The organism is Hymenobacter setariae (assembly GCF_007713685.1).
Taxonomy (GTDB): domain Bacteria; phylum Bacteroidota; class Bacteroidia; order Cytophagales; family Hymenobacteraceae; genus Hymenobacter; species Hymenobacter setariae.
In genome coordinates, this window is the sequence record NZ_VMRJ01000002.1 from 993990 (window position 1) to 1010575 (window position 16586).

Here is a 16586-nt window from a genome sequence, read left to right on the forward strand (position 1 = left end):
GGCTAGGTAGTGGCGTATATGCTGCGGAAGGCGGCCGCGTCCCAGCTTTCGGGCTTGGTAAGGCGGTAGAGGGGCTTATCGCGCAGGCCAGTAGCGTCGTACCCGCCAAATTTGGCTAGTGGGGCGCGGCCCGCCGCCTTGTCGGCCACAGCCACAAACCGCTCGCCGAGCACCAGCCCGATTTTGCCCCAATCACCAAAGAAATACTCCTGTAGCAGCGGCAGAATGTTGCGCTGAAACGCCGCCCGCAGCCCCGCCACGTCGGCCACGCGCAGCAGCAGGGCGTGGCCCAGGCAGTGGTCGTGGTCGAGCAGTTGCTCCAGGCGGCTGTTGAGCACCTCCAGCAGTCGGGCCACGTCTACGGCCTCGTCGCCAGTACCCAGCACGCCGTTGTCGCCCACCTGCTCGCGGATAACCCGCGGCTCGGGCCGCATCTCGGTGAAGCTGAAGCGGCGGCGAAGGGCCGTGTCGAGGGCTTCCACCGAGCGGTCGGCGGTGTTCATGGTGCCGAGCAGGTAAAGGTTGGGCGGTACCGAAAATGACTGCTTGGAGTAGGGCAGCGTGACGGTAATTTCATTGGCTTCGCCCGTGCGCTTGTCGTCTTCGAGCAGGGTGATGAGCTCGCCGAAAATATTGGCGACGTTGCCCCGGTTTATTTCATCTATAACCAGCACAAAGCGCGGAATTTCGGTGGCCTGTGGTGGGGTGTCAGCCTCCGGCGCTGCCGACGGAGCTGGAAGCAACTGCTCGTAGTTCTTGAGGCCGTTGAAGATGGCCCATTGCAAAGAAGCATTGGGGCCGCCCAACTGGCGAAGCTCCTCGTACACTTTCTGGATTTCGGCGACTGAGCTGTACCGCTCAAATATCTGGCGAATCCACTTGGGGGCTACCCGGTGTTTGTAGGTAGCGCCGTGCGTGCTGTTGAGGTGAATAAGCGTGAGGGTGCCGTCTTCATCAACGGCAATTACCTCGACCGGCATTCCTTGGCGCGTTACTAGCTGCGGATGGCTGCCTTGGGCCAGGCGGTTCCGCAGGTCATCGGCGAATGCTTCGTACAACTCATCAAAATCGGCCGCCGCTAATCGCAATGCTGCCGGGGCCGACTGGCCGGTAATAGCCGCTTGCCACGCTTGGCGGGCCGTGCGGCACATGCGCTTGAAAACCCCGTCCTCGACCCGATAGCCCAATTGGTCGTTTTCTTTCTCGTAGGGCTTGATGCCTTCCACGAAATCCTCGTAGCCGAAAGCCTGATGGAAGGTTACGAAAGCGGTTTGGCCCTGTTCGCGGTAGGCTTCCAGGCCTTGGCGCAGGGCCGCGTGGTTGTGGCCGTAATGCCCATTAATGTCCGCCCAGCTTTGCCCCGTCAGAATAGCCAGGGTGAGGGCCGAGGTGCTGAAGGTTTTGCCAGTACCAGGCGGGCCGTAGAGAATCTGATTGAGGGGAAACGTAAATATGAGTTTATCCGGCGGCTGCGGCGTATGAAATAAAGCGTCCAAATGGCTGGGCTCTGTTACGCGCTCCACCGTGTCCCAGTAGCGTCCCACGCCGGGCACCGCTCTTTCGGTAAGGTCTTCTTCTGTGAAAACCTTATCCCAATTAACTGTTAAATGCTGGCCATCGCCTTGGTTAGCGGTGACCACACCTCGGGCTTTTACCCGCAAAACGGATGTCTTAAGTCCGTTATGGTAGAAAAGTGATTTTATGAAAACCGGACTCCCGACGGCAATACTTTTTACTAAATCTAAGTACTCAGTGTCGTAGCCGTTTTCCCAGATGCCGTGCTGGACAAAGCGGTTGGTTTGGTCGCGGGGGTCATTATCATACCAATAGGCACCGAGCAGATAAGCAACAGGCTGGTTTGTTGTCATAAAGTTAAAAAAGGTAGAGGGGTAAGCGCAATAATAAATACTATGCATTAAATCTTATTTATAGATATTTTGCCTCAATTACTCTGGATTATGTCAAAGGACTTACTGTTAAATGCTTAATAATTATACATGGGATTGAAAAAGTAAAAAGGGCTTCCAGCAACCGCTGAAAGCCCTTTTCTATTTGCGTAATCTATCTTCAGGCTCCCCTCTCCGCAGGAGAGGGGGCCGGGGGTGAGGTTACCCGTTATTTCCCCGCCACCAGCTGCAATTCCCCGTCCTTCAGCCCCGTTGCCGAAGCCTTCACTTTCACGGCGCCGGCCGTACCGCCAGCCTGCACTATCGCCACGAGCTGACCCTTAAAGGCATGCATTTGCGGCGTTTGGAAGGCCTCCAGGTTCGTGGCGTCGCCATTGCCGACGGCGCGGAACGTGCCCGCGCCGCTCACCGTGAAGCGTAGCTCGTTGGTAGCTTCGGGGCAGAGGTTGCCCTGCGCGTCTTCGACGCGGGCCGTGATGTAGGCGAGGTCTTGGCCATCAGCAGTGAGCTTCTGGTGGTCCGTCACCAGCTTGATATGGTGTGGTGCGCCGGCGGTACGAATTTCTTCGGTGCCAATAGTCTTGCCCTGGGCGTCGTAGGCCACTACCTTGATGCTGCCGGGCTGATATACCACATCCTTCCACTGCAAGCGGTAGCGGGTTTGTGGGTCGGCGGCACCAGCGGCGGCTTTGGTTTGGCGGCCCTGGCTTTTGCCATTCACAAAGAGCTCGGCCGAGGTGCCGTTGGTGTAGCAGAACACGGGCGTTACCTGGCCTTCGCGGCCGGGCCAGGTCCAGTGCGGCAGCAGGTGCACGGTGGGCTGGCTGGGGTTCCAGCGGGCGCGGTAGAGGTAGTAGCGGTCTTTAGGCTGGCTGGCTAGGTCGATGATGCCGAAATACGAGCTGTGCGACGGCCACTTCTCATCGTAGGGCGTGGGCTCACCTAGGTAGTCGAAGCCCGTCCACACAAACTCGCCCATCGCGTACGGCAGGTCATCTTGGGCCGCAAATTCGATGTCGGGAATCTGCGACCAAGGGCAGTATTCCAAGTCGTAAGACGAGGATTGGTTATCAGGGTATTGTTTGTTTTTAGCTAGCTCAACCGGAAACTTATACACGCCGCGCGAGCTCACCGTGCTAGCCGTTTCGGAACCTAGGAGGAAGCCCTGCGGCAGTTTCTTAATGGCATCGGGGTACAGCATGGGCTTGTAGTTGAAGCCCGGAATGTCGAGCACAGCGGCAATGCCGTACTTGAAATCGTCGCCGTAGCGGTCCATGCCCATGGTCACGGGGCGGGTGGGGTCTTCGCGGTGCACGATGTCCTGCAGGCGCTTGGCAATGGCCGGTCCGTTGGGGCTGCTTTGGTCGGGCACTTCGTTGCCGATGCTCCACATGATGGCCGAAGGGTGGTTGCGGTCGCGGTGCACCATGTTCACCAAGTCCTTCTCTACCCACTGGTCGAAGTATTGGCTGTATCCATTCTTCACCTTCGGCGTCTTCCACTCGTCGAACGACTCCACCATCACCATGAAGCCCATCTCGTCGCAGAGCTGCATCAGCTCGGGCGCGGGCATGTTGTGCGAGGTGCGAATGGCGTCGCAGCCCATGTCCTTGAGAATAGTTAACTGATGGCGCAGTGCCGCCACGTTGATGGCCGTGCCCAGCGGCCCTAGGTCGTGGTGGTTGCACACGCCTTTAAACTTGCGCGGCTGGCCATTGAGCGAGAAGCCTTTTTCTTTCTCAAACTTGAAAGAGCGAATGCCAAAGGGCGTCTTGTAAGCGTCCTGCACCGCGCTGCCGCTCAGAATCTTGCTATCAGCCACGTACATGGCCGGCGTTTCGGGCGACCACAGCTTGGGCGACTTTACCGTGAACGTCTGCTCGACCTCCTGGCCTGCCGTGGCTTTGCTAGTGGCAGTGGCTACTACCTGGCCTTTGGCGTCGCGCAGGTCGGTTTTGAGCGTGAGGCCGGTGGTGCCAGCGGGCGCTTCAATTTTGGTTTTCAGCTTGACGGTTGCCGAGGCTGCCGATACTTCGGGCGTGGTGAGGTAGGTGCCCCATACCGGCACGTGCGCGCCCTGCGTGGTGATGAGGTGCACGTTGCGATAGAGGCCCGCCCCTGGGTACCAGCGCGAAGCTTCGGTTTGGTTTTCAAGGCGCACGGCCAGCGTATTTGGCCCCTTAGCCCGCAGGTGCGGCGTGATGTCTACCGAAAACGAGTTGTAGCCATAAGGCCAGAACATCACTTCCTTCCCGTTGAGGTACACGCGGGCGTTGCTCATGGCGCCATCAAATAGCAGCACGGCCCGGCCGCCCTTACCTAGGGCAGGCACGGCCAGCTGGCGCCGGTACCAACCCACCCCAATAAATGGCAGGCCGCCCGTGCGACCCGACTTCATGGTAGCTTCTTTCTCACCATTCTGCTCAATCTTAACCACTTGCTGGTCGTTGCGGCCATCGAAGGGCCCCGTGATGGCCCAGTCGTGCGGGATGCGAACCGCCTGCCATTTGGCGTCGTTAAACTCGGGCTTGGCCCCGTCGGGTTGGTCACCTTTAGTAAATTTCCAGCCGCTGGTAAGCAGCGTTTCCTGGCGGGTTTGGGCGGCGGCGGGGAGGCTGGCGGCCAGCAACAGCGCCGCCGTCAAGTGTTTGGGAGAGAGCATAGCGTGGGGTACGAATAACACCTAGGGCGGCCGGTGAGCAGCCCCAATGGCCCGGCAAGTTAAAGCTGCTGGTTTGGGCCGCGCCCCGATTGTGCCGAAATTCGCCTACTTACAGCTGCTTTACATGAGTTTGACCTTCCATAAATACCAGGGCACCGGCAACGACTTCGTCATCATCGACGACCGCGCCGCGCAGTTTGACCACACCGACCAGTCCCGCATTGCGGCGCTCTGCCACCGCCGCTTCGGCATTGGGGCCGATGGCCTGATGCTGCTGCGCAACCGCGAAGGCTACGACTTCGAAATGGTGTATTTCAACGCCGATGGTGCCCCCAGTAGCATGTGCGGCAACGGCGGCCGCTGCCTCGTGGCCTTCGCCAAGCACCTAGGGGTCATCGAGACTAATGCCCACTTCTTAGCCGTGGATGGCCCGCACGAAGCTCGCGTAGAAGCTGATGGTACCGTGCGTCTCAAGATGATAGACGTGGCTGCTCCGCAGCGCGCCGACATAGGGGAGGAGGATGTGTTTCTGCACACCGGCTCGCCGCACCACATCCACTTCCTCGACCCTGAGGAGTCGCCGAGCCTAGCTGAGTTCAACGTATTTGCCGCGGGCCACGACATTCGCTACGACCAGGCCTATGACCCGGCCGGCACCAATGTCAACTTTGTGCAGGTGCCCGCCGACCCCGCCCAGCCCTGGCCTGTGCGCACCTACGAGCGTGGCGTCGAAGACGAAACCTACTCCTGCGGCACAGGCGTCACGGCCGTAGCGCTGGCCGCTTCGCAGCGCGGCGCAGCTTCGCCGGTGCGCTTGAGCACGCCCGGTGGCGAGCTAGAGGTATCGTTCGAGACGCAGGCCAATGGCAGCTTTACCAATGTGTGGCTGAGTGGCCCGGCCCTGCGCGTATTCGGAGGAGAAATCGCCTAGGTCGTTGTTCTTGGTCGTTTGTGTAAGAAGTGATGTCTAAAGACTCAAATCAACCCCAAAACTTCGCCGCAGACGACCAAGCTAGCGTCTCACTTCGTGCATTAGAGCCAGAAGATTTAGAATTTTTATTTGTTCTCGAAAACGACCCGGACCTGTGGGCTGTTTCCGACGTGCTGCCCGGGCCCATTTCGCGCCATGCCCTGCGGGAATACTTGCGCCACAGCGCCGCCAGCCTTGCCGAAGCTGGGCAGATGCGCTTGATAATCAGCAATGAAAAAAAGCAGGCTGTGGGCACCCTCGACCTCTACGACTACTCGGCCCTGCACCAGCGGGCCGGCGTAGGCATCGCGGTGCTCCAAAGTGAGCGCCGGCGCGGCTATGCCCATGCAGCCCTACAAAAGCTGGTGCCCTATGCCCGCGAGGCCCTAAGGCTGCACCAACTGTACTGCACCATTGCGGAAGATAACCGGGCGAGTATCAAGCTGTTCGAAAGCGCTGGCTTTCAGTGGGTGGGCCTACGCCAGCAGTGGCTACGTAATACTACTGGTATAGGATGGGTAAATGCCGCAGAAATGCAACTTTTACTTAGAAAATAGCAGAAACTGGCGCGTAGAAACCACTATTTTAAACGCGGCCATATCCTTTCCGTAGGGTCCTTCGTATAAGTAGGCAAGTGCTGCCTGTAGCCAGATGTTTTGCCTGGTTGGTGCGGCTCAAAGCTCTTTCCTATCTTTTTTCATGCCGCTTTCTACTCTGGCGGAGGTACCTGCACGTGCCGCCTCCACCGCCCCGGCCGCGGACCAAGCCGACTCCAATTCCTTTACGTATTCGCTGCCCGATTTGGTTTGCTTTGCGCACCTACATTGGGATTTTGTATGGCAGCGGCCTCAGCATCTGCTGTCGCGCTTTGCTCAGTACGGACGAGTTTTCTATGTTGAGGATGCTTTCTTCCATGCCGATGACCTCATCGAGCCGCACATGGAAGTAAAGGAGCGGCAAAATGGAGTGAAAGTATTAGTGGTGCACTTGCCTGGCCGCCTACGCGGCGACGAAGCGGCTGCCGACCAAGCGCAGGTAGAAGTGTTGAAGCAGTTTTTTACCGACAACGAAGTCACTACCTACGCCTTCTGGATTTATACGCCTATGGCCATGAGTCGGGCGCGGCACTTCCAGCCGGTGCTCACGGTATACGATTGCATGGATGAGCTGGCGCAGTTCAAGTTTGCTCCACCGGAGCTACGCCAGCGCGAACAAGAATTATTTGAAAAAGCCGACCTCGTCTTCACTGGGGGGCAGCGCCTCTACGAAGCCAAGCGCGAGCAGCACGCCGATGCCCACGCTTTTCCGAGCAGCATTGATAAGCAACACTTTGGCCAGGCCCGCAACAACAAATTGGCCGAGCCTGCCGACCAAGCCAGCATTGCACATCCCCGCATTGGGTTCTTTGGAGTGGTCGATGAGCGCCTCGATATCGAGCTGCTAGGCCAGCTGGCCACGAACCATCCGGAGTGGCAATTCGTAATAATCGGGCCGGTGGTTAAAATCGACCCCGCTTCCTTACCACACAACGCCAATATTCATTACCTAGGCGGTAAGGATTACCAAGAGCTTCCCGCCTACCTTCGCGGCTGGGATGTGGCCACGCTACTCTTCGCTCGCAACGAGAGCACAGAGTTTATCTCTCCCACCAAAACGCCTGAATACCTGGCCGCTGGCCGGCCAGTAGTAAGCACCAGCATCCGCGATGTGGTGCGCCCCTACGGCGACCTGAACCTCGTACAAATTGCCGACGACCCGCGGGAGTTTGGCCAAGCCATTGCCCGTGCACTAGAGCAGGGCAAAGACGCCAGCTGGCGCACCCGTACCGACGACTACCTGGCTACCATTAGCTGGGACCTCACCTGGCAGAACATGGTGCAGCTCATGCAGACCCGCCTCGCTGCCAAAGGTTAATCAACTCGCGCTCCATCTGCTTAGCAGCCACCTTATTTACGAGTTCTCTCACAGCTTTTTATTTACTCCTTTTCCAATCATCCCCCTTTTATGTTCGACTATCTCATCGTTGGAGCCGGCTTTGCCGGCAGCGTTCTAGCCGAGCGGCTCGCCACCCGGAGCAACAAAAAAGTGCTCGTTATTGATAAGCGTAGCCACATTGGGGGCAATGCCTACGACCACTACAATGAGGATGGCATCCTGATTCACAAGTACGGCCCGCACATCTTTCACACCAATTCGAAAGATGTATTTGACTACCTAGGCAACTTCACCGACTGGCGCCCCTATGAGCACCGCGTGCTCGCCTCGGTAGATGGCCAACTGGTGCCGATGCCCATCAACCTCGATACCATCAACAAGCTGTACGGCTTGAAGCTGACCAGCTTCGAGGTAGAGCAGTTTTTTGAGTCGGTAGCTGAAGAAGTGCCCGTTATCAAAACGTCGGAAGACGTGGTAGTGAGCAAAGTTGGCCGCGAGCTGTACAACAAATTCTTCAAGAACTACACCAACAAGCAGTGGGGCCTCGACCCCTCGCAGCTAGATAAGTCGGTGACAAGCCGCGTGCCCACCCGCACCAACCGCGACGACCGGTACTTCACCGATACGTTCCAGGCTATGCCGCTGCACGGCTACACCCGCATGTTTGAAAAGATGCTCGACCACCCGAACATCAAAATCATGCTGAACACCGACTATAAGGAGATTGTGAAATTCATCCCGTTCAAGGAAATGATTTTCACGGGCCCGGTCGACGAGTACTTTGACTTCCAGTTTGGCAAGCTGCCTTACCGCTCACTCGAGTTCAAGCACGACACGCTGAACGAAGAGCAGCACTTGGCCGCGCCAGTGGTGAACTTCCCCAACGAGCACGCTTACACCCGTATCACGGAGTTTAAGGCCCTCACCGGTCAGAAGCACTCCAAAACGGCCATCGTGTACGAGTACCCACAAGCTGAGGGTGACCCTTACTACCCCATCCCGATGCCGGAAAACGCTGAGTTGTACGCCAAGTACAAAAAGGCAGCCGATGAAACGCCGAATGTTCACTTCGTAGGCCGCTTGGCTACCTACAAGTACTACAACATGGACCAGGTAGTAGCCCAGGCCCTGACGCTGTACAAGAAGTTGACCGACAAAGAAGAGGCTGCAAAGCCTGTGCGTCCGGCCATCGCCGGCTCAACCTCGCTGGTAGAGAAGCTCATCAACCGCGAGCCTTCTAAAGAATAGTATCGACTTGCGTTTAATAGTCGTACAAAAAGCCTCCCCTACCTAGGGGAGGCTTTTTGCTTTTTTACTCAGCTTATGCAGCCTTTCAAGATAAATGTGCCCCAACCCGTGCTGGACGACTTGCACTACCGCCTAGCCCACACCCGCTGGCTCGACCAGCTCGAAGATGCCTATTGGGACTACGGCACCAACTGTGAGTATTTGCAGCAGCTAGCTGCTTATTGGCAAAATTCCTACGACTGGCGAACTCAAGAAGCTAAGCTTAATGAATTTGCCCAGTTTACGGCCGATATTGATGAACTAGGGCTGCATTTCATTCATATCGAAGGCAAAGGCCCGAACCCGGTGCCACTGATGCTGGTGCATGGCTGGCCCGATTCCTTTTTTCGGATGGTGAAGCTCATTCCGCTGCTCACTGACCCGGCCGCACACGGCGGGCGCGCCGAAGATGCCTTCACCGTGATAGTGCCCGACCTGCCGGGCTATGGCTTCTCGGAGCGCCCCACCGAGAAAGGCTACGACCCCAAGCGTATGGCCGACGTGCTAGCCAAACTGATGACCAAGACCCTAGGGTACAAGAAGTACGTGGCGCATGGCGGCGACTGGGGCAGCAGCATTGTGGAGCAGCTGGCGCTGAACCACGCCGACAATCTGCTGGGCATTCACCTCACCGATGTGCCCGCCAGCCATGCCAAGACTGCCGACAAGCTACCCGACTTGTCGATGGCCGAGAAAGCCTTTGTGGTAAAAAACAAAGCCTGGCAGGAAAAAGAAGCTGGCTACCAGAAGATACAAGGCACCAAACCCGAAACGCTGGCCTATGGCCTCAACGACTCGCCGGTAGGCCTCCTAGGGTGGATTATCGAGAAATTTCACGCCTGGAGCGACCACGACGGCAACATCGAGCACACCTTCACCAAGGATGACTTGCTCACCAACGTCATGATTTATTGGGTGACGCAAACCATTGGCTCGTCGGTGCGGCTCTACTATGAAGCTATGCACAGCCCCGCGCTGGCAGCGCCTACGCACACCAAGGTGCCCACAGGCTTCGCCATTTTCCCGGAGGATATCACGCCCGCTCCCCGCGAGTTTGCCGAGCGCTTCTTCAATGTGCAGCGCTGGACCGAGATGCCTCGCGGCGGCCACTTCGCTGCTCTCGAAGAGCCCGGCCTACTAGTGGCCGACCTACGCGAGTTTGTGTGGCCCCTGCGCGAGGAAACCCGCTAGTGTGCGCCTAGGTACCACAAAAGCGTACTTAATCATCTTACCTATTTGCTGCCATGAAGCGCTTAACTGCTTGTTTATTGCTTGTATTAGGGCTGCTGATTGGGCTGGCTCCCGAGGCGCAGGCCCAGCGCCGCTATTATCGGGGCCGTGGCCGGTATTATGTGCGGCCAGTGCCGCGCCGCTACTACCGGGCGCCAGCTTATCGGCCTTATTACGGCCCGCGCTATTACCATGCGGCCCCGTACCGCAGCTACGGTGGGCGCTATTATTACCGGCCGCGGCCTTACTACCGCCGGCCCGGGCCTCCCGTCATTATTCGGCCCTGACGTGGGCTCAATCGGCCTCTGCCATTATTACCGCTTCTCAAAACCCTGCACTCTTTTTGAGCGTGTGGGGTTTTATAGTTTACGGCGGCTCGCCCGGTTCGGCGGGTGGGCTGTAAATTTGCCCAGAACGCGCCGCCCTTTTTCGTTAATTATTTACCCAATGTTAGATTTCCTCGGCAAAACCGTCGCCAAGCTGTTTGGCTCCAAAGCAGAAAAGGACCTCAAGGACGTGGTGCCTTACGTGGCCCTCATCAATGCGGAATATGCCAAACTGGCCGGCCTTACCGACGACCAGCTGCGCCAGCGCACCCAGGAAGTCCGCCAGCAGATTGACGGCCGGCTCGCCAGCATCGATGGGCAAGTAGCAGGGTTGCAAGGCCAGATTGACTCGCAGCCCAACCTCGACGTATCGCGCAAAGAGCAGATTTTTGAGCAAATCGATACCCTCGAGAAGCAGCGCAACAAAGAACTTGAAGCTGCCCTTACGGCGGCGCTGCCTCAAGCTTTTGCCATTGTAAAGGAAACGGCGCGCCGCTACGCACAAAATGGCCAGCTAGTGGTAACTGCCACTGACATGGACCGCGACATTTCCCGCACCAAGGGCAACGTGACCATTCAGGGCGACAAGGCCGTGTGGAGCAACAAGTGGTTGGCAGCTGGCGCCGAAATCACCTGGGACATGGTGCACTACGACGTGCAGCTCATCGGCGGCGTAGTGCTGCACCAAGGCAAAATCGCGGAGATGGCCACTGGTGAAGGTAAAACGCTCGTTTCGACCCTGCCGGCCTTCCTCAACGCCCTAGGTGGCCGTGGGGTGCACTTGGTAACTGTGAACGACTACCTCGCCAAGCGTGACTCGGAGTGGAATGCGCCGCTGTTCGAGTTCCACGGCCTCACCGTGGACTGCATCGACAAGCACCAGCCTAACACTGATGCCCGCCGCAACGCCTACCTAGCCGACATCACCTACGGCACCAACAACGAGTTTGGCTTCGACTACCTGCGCGACAACATGGCCCGCGACCCCGCGGAGCTGGTGCAGCGCAAGCACCACTACGCCATGGTCGACGAAGTGGACTCGGTACTGATTGACGATGCGCGGACGCCGCTCATCATCTCGGGCCCGGTTCCCAAGGGTGACGTGCACGAGTTCTTGCAGCTCAAGCCCCGCATTCAGCGCCTGGTAGACGAGCAGAAAAAGCTGGTGCAGAGCTACCTAGTAGAAGCGCGCCGCAACATGAAGGAAGGTACGCTCGAGGGGGCGAAGGAAGGTGAGGGCGGCTTAGCGCTGTTCCGGGCCTACCGCGGCCTACCTAAGAGCAAGCCTCTCATTAAGTTCTTGTCCGAAACGGGCGTGCGCACAGCTTTGCAGAAAGTAGAAAATTTCTACCTGCAAGACAATGCGCGCCAGATGCCGGAGGCCGACAAGCCGCTGTTCTTCACCATCGACGAGAAGAACAACCAAATTGAGCTGACCGAAAAAGGTATTGACTTGATTACGGCGCAGGGCGAAGACCCGCACCTGTTCATCATGCCCGACATCGGGGTGGAGATTGCTAACATCGAGCGCGCTGATGCCCTGACTGCCGAAGAAAAACTCGCGCAGAAAGAGCAGTTGATGAGTGACTACCAGGAGAAATCGGAGCGGGTGCACACCGTAAACCAGCTCTTGAAAGCTTACACCCTGTTTGAAAAAGACGACCAGTACATCCTGAGCCAAGATGGCAAGGTGATGATTGTGGACGAGCAGACCGGCCGTGTAATGGAAGGCCGCCGCTACTCCGACGGCCTGCACCAAGCCATTGAGGCCAAGGAAGGCGTGCGCATTGAAGATGCCACCCAGACCTACGCCACGGTGACGCTGCAGAACTTCTTCCGCATGTACCACAAGCTAGGGGGCATGACCGGTACGGCCGAAACGGAAGCGGGCGAACTGTGGGAAATCTACAAGCTCGACGTGGTCGTGATTCCGACCAACCGCGGCATTCAGCGCCACGACCATCATGATAAGGTGTACCGCACGGTACGCGAGAAGTACAACGCAGTAGCCGAAGAAATTCAGACCCTAGTGCAAGCTGGCCGCCCCGTGCTGGTAGGTACTACGTCGGTAGAAATTTCGGAATTGGTAAGCCGCATGCTGAAGCTGCGGGGCATCAAGCACCAAGTACTGAATGCCAAGCAAAACCAGCGCGAAGCCGAGATTGTGGCCGCTGCCGGCTACCCCGGCACCGTGACTATCGCCACCAACATGGCCGGTCGTGGTACTGACATCAAACTGCGCGAGACTTCACGTGAGTCGGGTGGCCTAGCCATCATCGGTACCGAGCGCCACGAAAGCCGCCGCGTTGACCGCCAGCTGCGTGGCCGTGCTGGCCGCCAGGGCGACCCGGGTTCGTCGCAGTTCTTCGTATCGCTCGAAGACAACCTGATGCGTCTGTTTGGCTCGGAGCGCATTGCCAAGCTCATGGACCGCATGGGTATGGAAGAGGGCGAAGTGATTCAGCACTCGATGATTACCTCGTCGATTGAGCGGGCCCAGAAGAAGGTTGAAGAAAATAACTTCGGCACCCGCAAGCGCCTGCTTGAATACGACGACGTAATGAACGCCCAGCGCGAGGTAGTGTATCGCCGCCGCCGCAATGCCCTGTTTGGCGAGCGCCTAGAGCTGGATATCCTGAACCTCATCTACGACGTGAGTGAGGACATCGCGGCCGGCCACAAGGTCAGCAACGACTTTGAGGACTTCAAGCTGTCGATTATCAAAGATTTTGGCTACGAGACGCACATCACGCAGGCCGAATTCAGCGCGCTTAACGCGGAGCAGCTCACACAAAAGCTCTACGACGAGGCAACTGGCTACTATGAAAGCAAAAACGAGCACATCGGCCAGAATTCGATGCCGCTCGTCAATAACTTGCTGAGCCAGAACACGCCCTACGAGAACATCGCGGTGCCCTTCACCGATGGCCGCAAGCACACCCAGGTAATTGCCAACCTGCGCCGCGCCCAGGCCAGCAACGGCCTTGACATCGTGCGCCAGATGGAAAAAGGCGCTGTGCTCTCGACCATCGACGAAGCTTGGACCCAGCACTTGCGCCAAATGGACGACCTGAAGCAGGTAGTACAAAACGCTGTGTACGAGCAGAAGGACCCTCTATTGGTGTACAAGTTTGAAGCCTTCGAGCTATTCAAGCGCATGCTGAGCAAGGTGAACCACGAAACAGCTGGCTTCCTCTTCAAGGCCGACGTACCCGTGGCTGCCGAAGCTGGCTTTGCTGAGCCGAACTCCTACTACGAAGACGACATTGTAGAGCCCTTGCCCAAGCTGAAAGCCGAAAAAGCTGTGTCAGATGTGAGCCTAGGTGCTGGCCCAGAAGACCTGGACCAGGCCGCTGAGCTAGGTCTAGCCCCTGCCATCAAGCAGGAGCCAGTGCGTAGCCAGAAGGTAGCTAACCGCAACGACAAGGTGACGGTGCAGTACATGGATGGCAGCATCAAGCGCGATGTGAAATACAAGAGCGTAGAGGAAGACCTAGCCGCCGAGCGCTGCGTGCTGGTAGAGGAAGCGTAAGCTTTGAAATAAAGACTGAAAGAAAAGGGCTCGCGCAAGCGGGCCTTTTTTGTGGCTCACGCCGTAATCCGTTTGCCAGCTTAGCTAGCATTTAGAATGCGCCGACTGCCCAATTGCGAGCCGTACCTTTGCCTTATGCCCACGCCTAACCTCGCCGCCGCCCTCGACCATACGTTGCTGCGGCCCGACTGCACCGAAGCCCAAATAATTCAGTTGTGCCAGGAGGCGCGGCAATATGGCTTTGCCAGTGCCTGTGTGCCGCCGTGCTACGTGCCAGTGGCTGCCCGCGAGCTTAGTGGCTCGGGTGTGGCCGTGTGCACGGTTATCGGCTTTCCATTAGGCTATAACAGTCCTAGGGTGAAGTTTCGCGAAGCTGAAATAGCCTTGGCTGAAGGCGCCACCGAACTGGACCTGGTGCTTAATATATCTGCCCTGAAATCGGGCGACCTAGGCGGGGTGAAAGCGGAAGTGGAGGACCTAGCCGACCTCTGCGATGTGCACGACGCTGTGCTCAAAGTCATCATTGAAACGGCACTGCTGACGGAAGAGGAGATGGAAACCGCCGCCCGGCTATGCGCAGAGGCTGGTGCCAACTTTGTGAAAACCAGCACAGGCTTTGCTAGCCGGGGTGCGTCAGTGGCCGATGTGGAGCTGCTGCGGCGGGTGCTGCCGGCTGGGGTGCGCATCAAGGCTAGCGGGGGTATCCGCACCCGCGAGCAAGCGTTGGCGATGCTGGCCGCCGGGGCCGACCGCCTAGGCACCTCAAACAGTTTGGTAATTATTCAGGAAGATGAACCTACGCTTTCGTAACGCGGTGCTGCTCCTAGGTCTGCCCTTGCTGGCCGCCTGTGCCGCTACGGCGCCCGCGGCCCCCACCACGCGCGCCGCTACCCCCGTCGACACCACGCGTAAAACCGTAGGCGTGGTGCCCGCCGAAGATTTAACTAAATACCGGCCTGCGTTTCCGGCGCCCACGGCACCGGCAGCGCCTGCACCTGCTCTGGCCCCCAAGACGGCCACTGCCCTGGCCTCGGCTGCCAAAGCTGCGGCGCCAGTGCCGACCAACCACGTAAATGCCCAGATGGAGCAGCGCCTGCGCGACCAGGCCTACACCAACCAGAACGTGAAGTACACCAGCGGCTATCGCATCAAGGCCTATTCGGGCTTCGAGCGCGAGCAGGCCATGAGTGTGCGGCGCCAAGTTATTGCACGCTATCCCGACGAGACTGATTACCTGACTTTTAAGCAGCCTGTGTACCGGCTCTATATCGGTGATTACACTACCAAGCTGGATGCTGCGCGGGGACTGGCCCGCGTGCGGCAGTTTGTGCCTAAGGCCGAGCTAGAGCCCATGCAAGTGCTTCTAAATAAAACACCTTAAATCATCATAATCAGCAGGCTAAATGTGTTTTGTGAACGCTCCTGTTGAAAAGGCTAAGTAGGGGAGGGTGACTGTAGGATGTTGTATCGTTAAATAACTAGTGCGTAATAGTTTGTCATGCTGCGCTTGCCGACGCATGGGGAACATATTTTTATGGTAAATCAACTTCGTACCCGCGCCGCGGCCCTAGCCCCCGAGTTGTCGGCCCTGCGCCGCCACCTGCACGCTAATCCCGAGCTGTCTTTTAAAGAAACACAGACGGCGGCCTTCGTAACGAAAAAGCTAGAGGCCATGGGCCTGCGGCCCTACGCCGTAGCAGGCACTGGGGTGGTGGCGCTCATTGAGGGGCAGCCGGGCGGCCCAGTAGTGGCGTTGCGCGCCGACATGGACGCACTGCCCATCACGGAGTTGAGCGACGTGCCTTACAAGTCACAAAACCCTGGCGTGATGCACGCCTGCGGTCACGATGTGCACACCACTTGCCTCCTAGGTGCCGCCCAACTGCTCACGGAGGTCAAAGACCAGTTTAAGGGAACAGTAAAGCTGATTTTTCAGCCCGGCGAAGAACTGCTGCCCGGCGGCGCCTCCCTTATGATAAAGGACGGGGTGCTGGAAAATCCTGCACCGACCGAAGTAATTGGACAGCACGTGTTTCCGCGGCTGCCTGTGGGGCAGATTGGTCTGCGGCCGGGGCGTTATATGGCGAGCACCGATGAGCTGTATTTGCGCATTAAAGGCAAAGGCGGCCACGGTGCCATGCCCGAGCTCAACCTAGACCCAGTGCTGGTGGCGGCCCATCTCATCGTGGCCGCGCAGCAGATAGTAAGCCGCCGCGCCAACCCCAAAATGCCTTCAGTGCTGAGCTTCGGCAAGGTTATCGCCAACGGCGCCACCAACGTCATTCCCGACGAGGTATACATCGAAGGCACTTTCCGCACCCTCGATGAGACGTGGCGCGATGAAGCCCACCAGCACCTGCGGCAGCTTTGCGAAGGACTGGCCGCCAGCATGGGCGCCGTGTGCGAATTAGAAATTCGCCGGGGCTATCCCTGCCTCGACAACAACCCCGCCGTGACGGCCCGCGTGCGCGCCGCCGCCGAAGCCTACCTAGGGGCCGAAAATGTGATTGAGCTTGACCAGTGGCTGGCGGCTGAAGACTTTGCCTACTTTTCGCAGGCCGCGCCTGCTTGCTTCTACCGCCTAGGCACCCGTGCCGTCGATGGGCGCTTCGCTGCCTCGGTGCACACGCCCATCTTCGACATCGACGAGCAGGCGCTGAGCGTGGGGGCAGGTCTGATGGCCTGGCTTACACTGCAGGAATTGAACTAACTAATTTTCGTTATCGGCTATCCACTA

General features: G+C 58.1%; 12 protein-coding genes. 10 read left to right on the forward strand and 2 right to left on the reverse strand.

Annotated features, from left to right (window positions below; translation table 11 throughout):
* Positions 1 to 2: 2 nt before the first annotated feature.
* Both FNT36_RS10595 and galB read right to left on the reverse strand, forming a co-directional pair.
* Complete coding sequence (locus FNT36_RS10595; RefSeq protein WP_233635827.1) at positions 3 to 1868, reverse strand: McrB family protein; 1866 nt, start codon at positions 1866 to 1868, stop codon at positions 3 to 5.
* A 247-nt stretch (positions 1869 to 2115) separates the two neighbouring features.
* A complete protein-coding gene (gene galB / locus FNT36_RS10600) occupies positions 2116 to 4569 on the reverse strand; it encodes a beta-galactosidase GalB (RefSeq protein ID WP_144847251.1) in 2454 nt (817 codons plus the stop codon).
* Positions 4570 to 4693: 124 nt separating this feature from the next.
* Here galB and dapF point away from each other — a divergent pair, with 124 nt between their 5' ends.
* From dapF to FNT36_RS10650, 10 genes are all read left to right on the forward strand, one after another.
* Positions 4694 to 5500 carry a diaminopimelate epimerase gene (gene dapF, locus FNT36_RS10605; RefSeq protein ID WP_144847252.1) on the forward strand — a complete coding sequence of 269 codons (807 nt, stop codon included), beginning with the start codon at positions 4694 to 4696 and terminating at the stop codon, positions 5498 to 5500.
* 32 nt (positions 5501 to 5532) lie between these two features.
* Positions 5533 to 6096, forward strand: a complete 564-nt coding sequence (locus tag FNT36_RS10610) for a GNAT family N-acetyltransferase (RefSeq protein WP_144847254.1) — start codon at positions 5533 to 5535, stop codon at positions 6094 to 6096.
* A gap of 142 nt (positions 6097 to 6238) precedes the next feature.
* The gene (locus FNT36_RS10615) at positions 6239 to 7453 is read left to right on the forward strand and encodes a glycosyltransferase family 1 protein (protein WP_144847256.1); all 1215 of its coding nucleotides are present in this window, start codon (positions 6239 to 6241) and stop codon (positions 7451 to 7453) included.
* Between the two features lie 90 nt (positions 7454 to 7543).
* Complete coding sequence (gene glf, locus FNT36_RS10620) at positions 7544 to 8722, forward strand: UDP-galactopyranose mutase (protein WP_144847258.1); 1179 nt, start codon at positions 7544 to 7546, stop codon at positions 8720 to 8722.
* 75 nt (positions 8723 to 8797) lie between these two features.
* Positions 8798 to 9952, forward strand: coding sequence for an epoxide hydrolase family protein (locus tag FNT36_RS10625; RefSeq protein ID WP_144847260.1), 1155 nt, complete (start codon positions 8798 to 8800; stop codon positions 9950 to 9952).
* A gap of 53 nt (positions 9953 to 10005) precedes the next feature.
* A complete protein-coding gene (locus FNT36_RS10630; protein ID WP_144847262.1) occupies positions 10006 to 10278 on the forward strand; it encodes a hypothetical protein in 273 nt (90 codons plus the stop codon).
* Between the two features lie 160 nt (positions 10279 to 10438).
* A complete protein-coding gene (gene secA, locus FNT36_RS10635) occupies positions 10439 to 13849 on the forward strand; it encodes a preprotein translocase subunit SecA (protein WP_144847264.1) in 3411 nt (1136 codons plus the stop codon).
* A gap of 135 nt (positions 13850 to 13984) precedes the next feature.
* A complete protein-coding gene (deoC, locus tag FNT36_RS10640; protein WP_144847266.1) occupies positions 13985 to 14659 on the forward strand; it encodes a deoxyribose-phosphate aldolase in 675 nt (224 codons plus the stop codon).
* Positions 14640 to 15230, forward strand: coding sequence for an SPOR domain-containing protein (locus FNT36_RS10645; protein ID WP_144847268.1), 591 nt, complete (start codon positions 14640 to 14642; stop codon positions 15228 to 15230). Before deoC ends, FNT36_RS10645 begins: the two co-directional genes overlap by 20 nt.
* A 153-nt stretch (positions 15231 to 15383) precedes the next feature.
* Complete coding sequence (locus FNT36_RS10650) at positions 15384 to 16559, forward strand: M20 metallopeptidase family protein (RefSeq protein ID WP_144847270.1); 1176 nt, start codon at positions 15384 to 15386, stop codon at positions 16557 to 16559.
* Positions 16560 to 16586: the final 27 nt, after the last annotated feature.

Bases quoted from the DNA above. Each gene is read 5' to 3' on its own strand.
- FNT36_RS10595 (WP_233635827.1), bottom strand. From the start codon at position 1,868: ATGACAACAAACCAGCCTGTTGCTTATCTGCTCGGTGCCTATTGGTAT.
- galB (WP_144847251.1), bottom strand. From the start codon at position 4,569: ATGCTCTCTCCCAAACACTTGACGGCGGCGCTGTTGCTGGCCGCCAGC.
- dapF (WP_144847252.1), top strand. From the start codon at position 4,694: ATGAGTTTGACCTTCCATAAATACCAGGGCACCGGCAACGACTTCGTC.
- FNT36_RS10610 (WP_144847254.1), top strand. From the start codon at position 5,533: ATGTCTAAAGACTCAAATCAACCCCAAAACTTCGCCGCAGACGACCAA.
- FNT36_RS10615 (WP_144847256.1), top strand. From the start codon at position 6,239: ATGCCGCTTTCTACTCTGGCGGAGGTACCTGCACGTGCCGCCTCCACC.
- glf (WP_144847258.1), top strand. From the start codon at position 7,544: ATGTTCGACTATCTCATCGTTGGAGCCGGCTTTGCCGGCAGCGTTCTA.
- FNT36_RS10625 (WP_144847260.1), top strand. From the start codon at position 8,798: ATGCAGCCTTTCAAGATAAATGTGCCCCAACCCGTGCTGGACGACTTG.
- FNT36_RS10630 (WP_144847262.1), top strand. From the start codon at position 10,006: ATGAAGCGCTTAACTGCTTGTTTATTGCTTGTATTAGGGCTGCTGATT.
- secA (WP_144847264.1), top strand. From the start codon at position 10,439: ATGTTAGATTTCCTCGGCAAAACCGTCGCCAAGCTGTTTGGCTCCAAA.
- deoC (WP_144847266.1), top strand. From the start codon at position 13,985: ATGCCCACGCCTAACCTCGCCGCCGCCCTCGACCATACGTTGCTGCGG.
- FNT36_RS10645 (WP_144847268.1), top strand. From the start codon at position 14,640: ATGAACCTACGCTTTCGTAACGCGGTGCTGCTCCTAGGTCTGCCCTTG.
- FNT36_RS10650 (WP_144847270.1), top strand. From the start codon at position 15,384: ATGGTAAATCAACTTCGTACCCGCGCCGCGGCCCTAGCCCCCGAGTTG.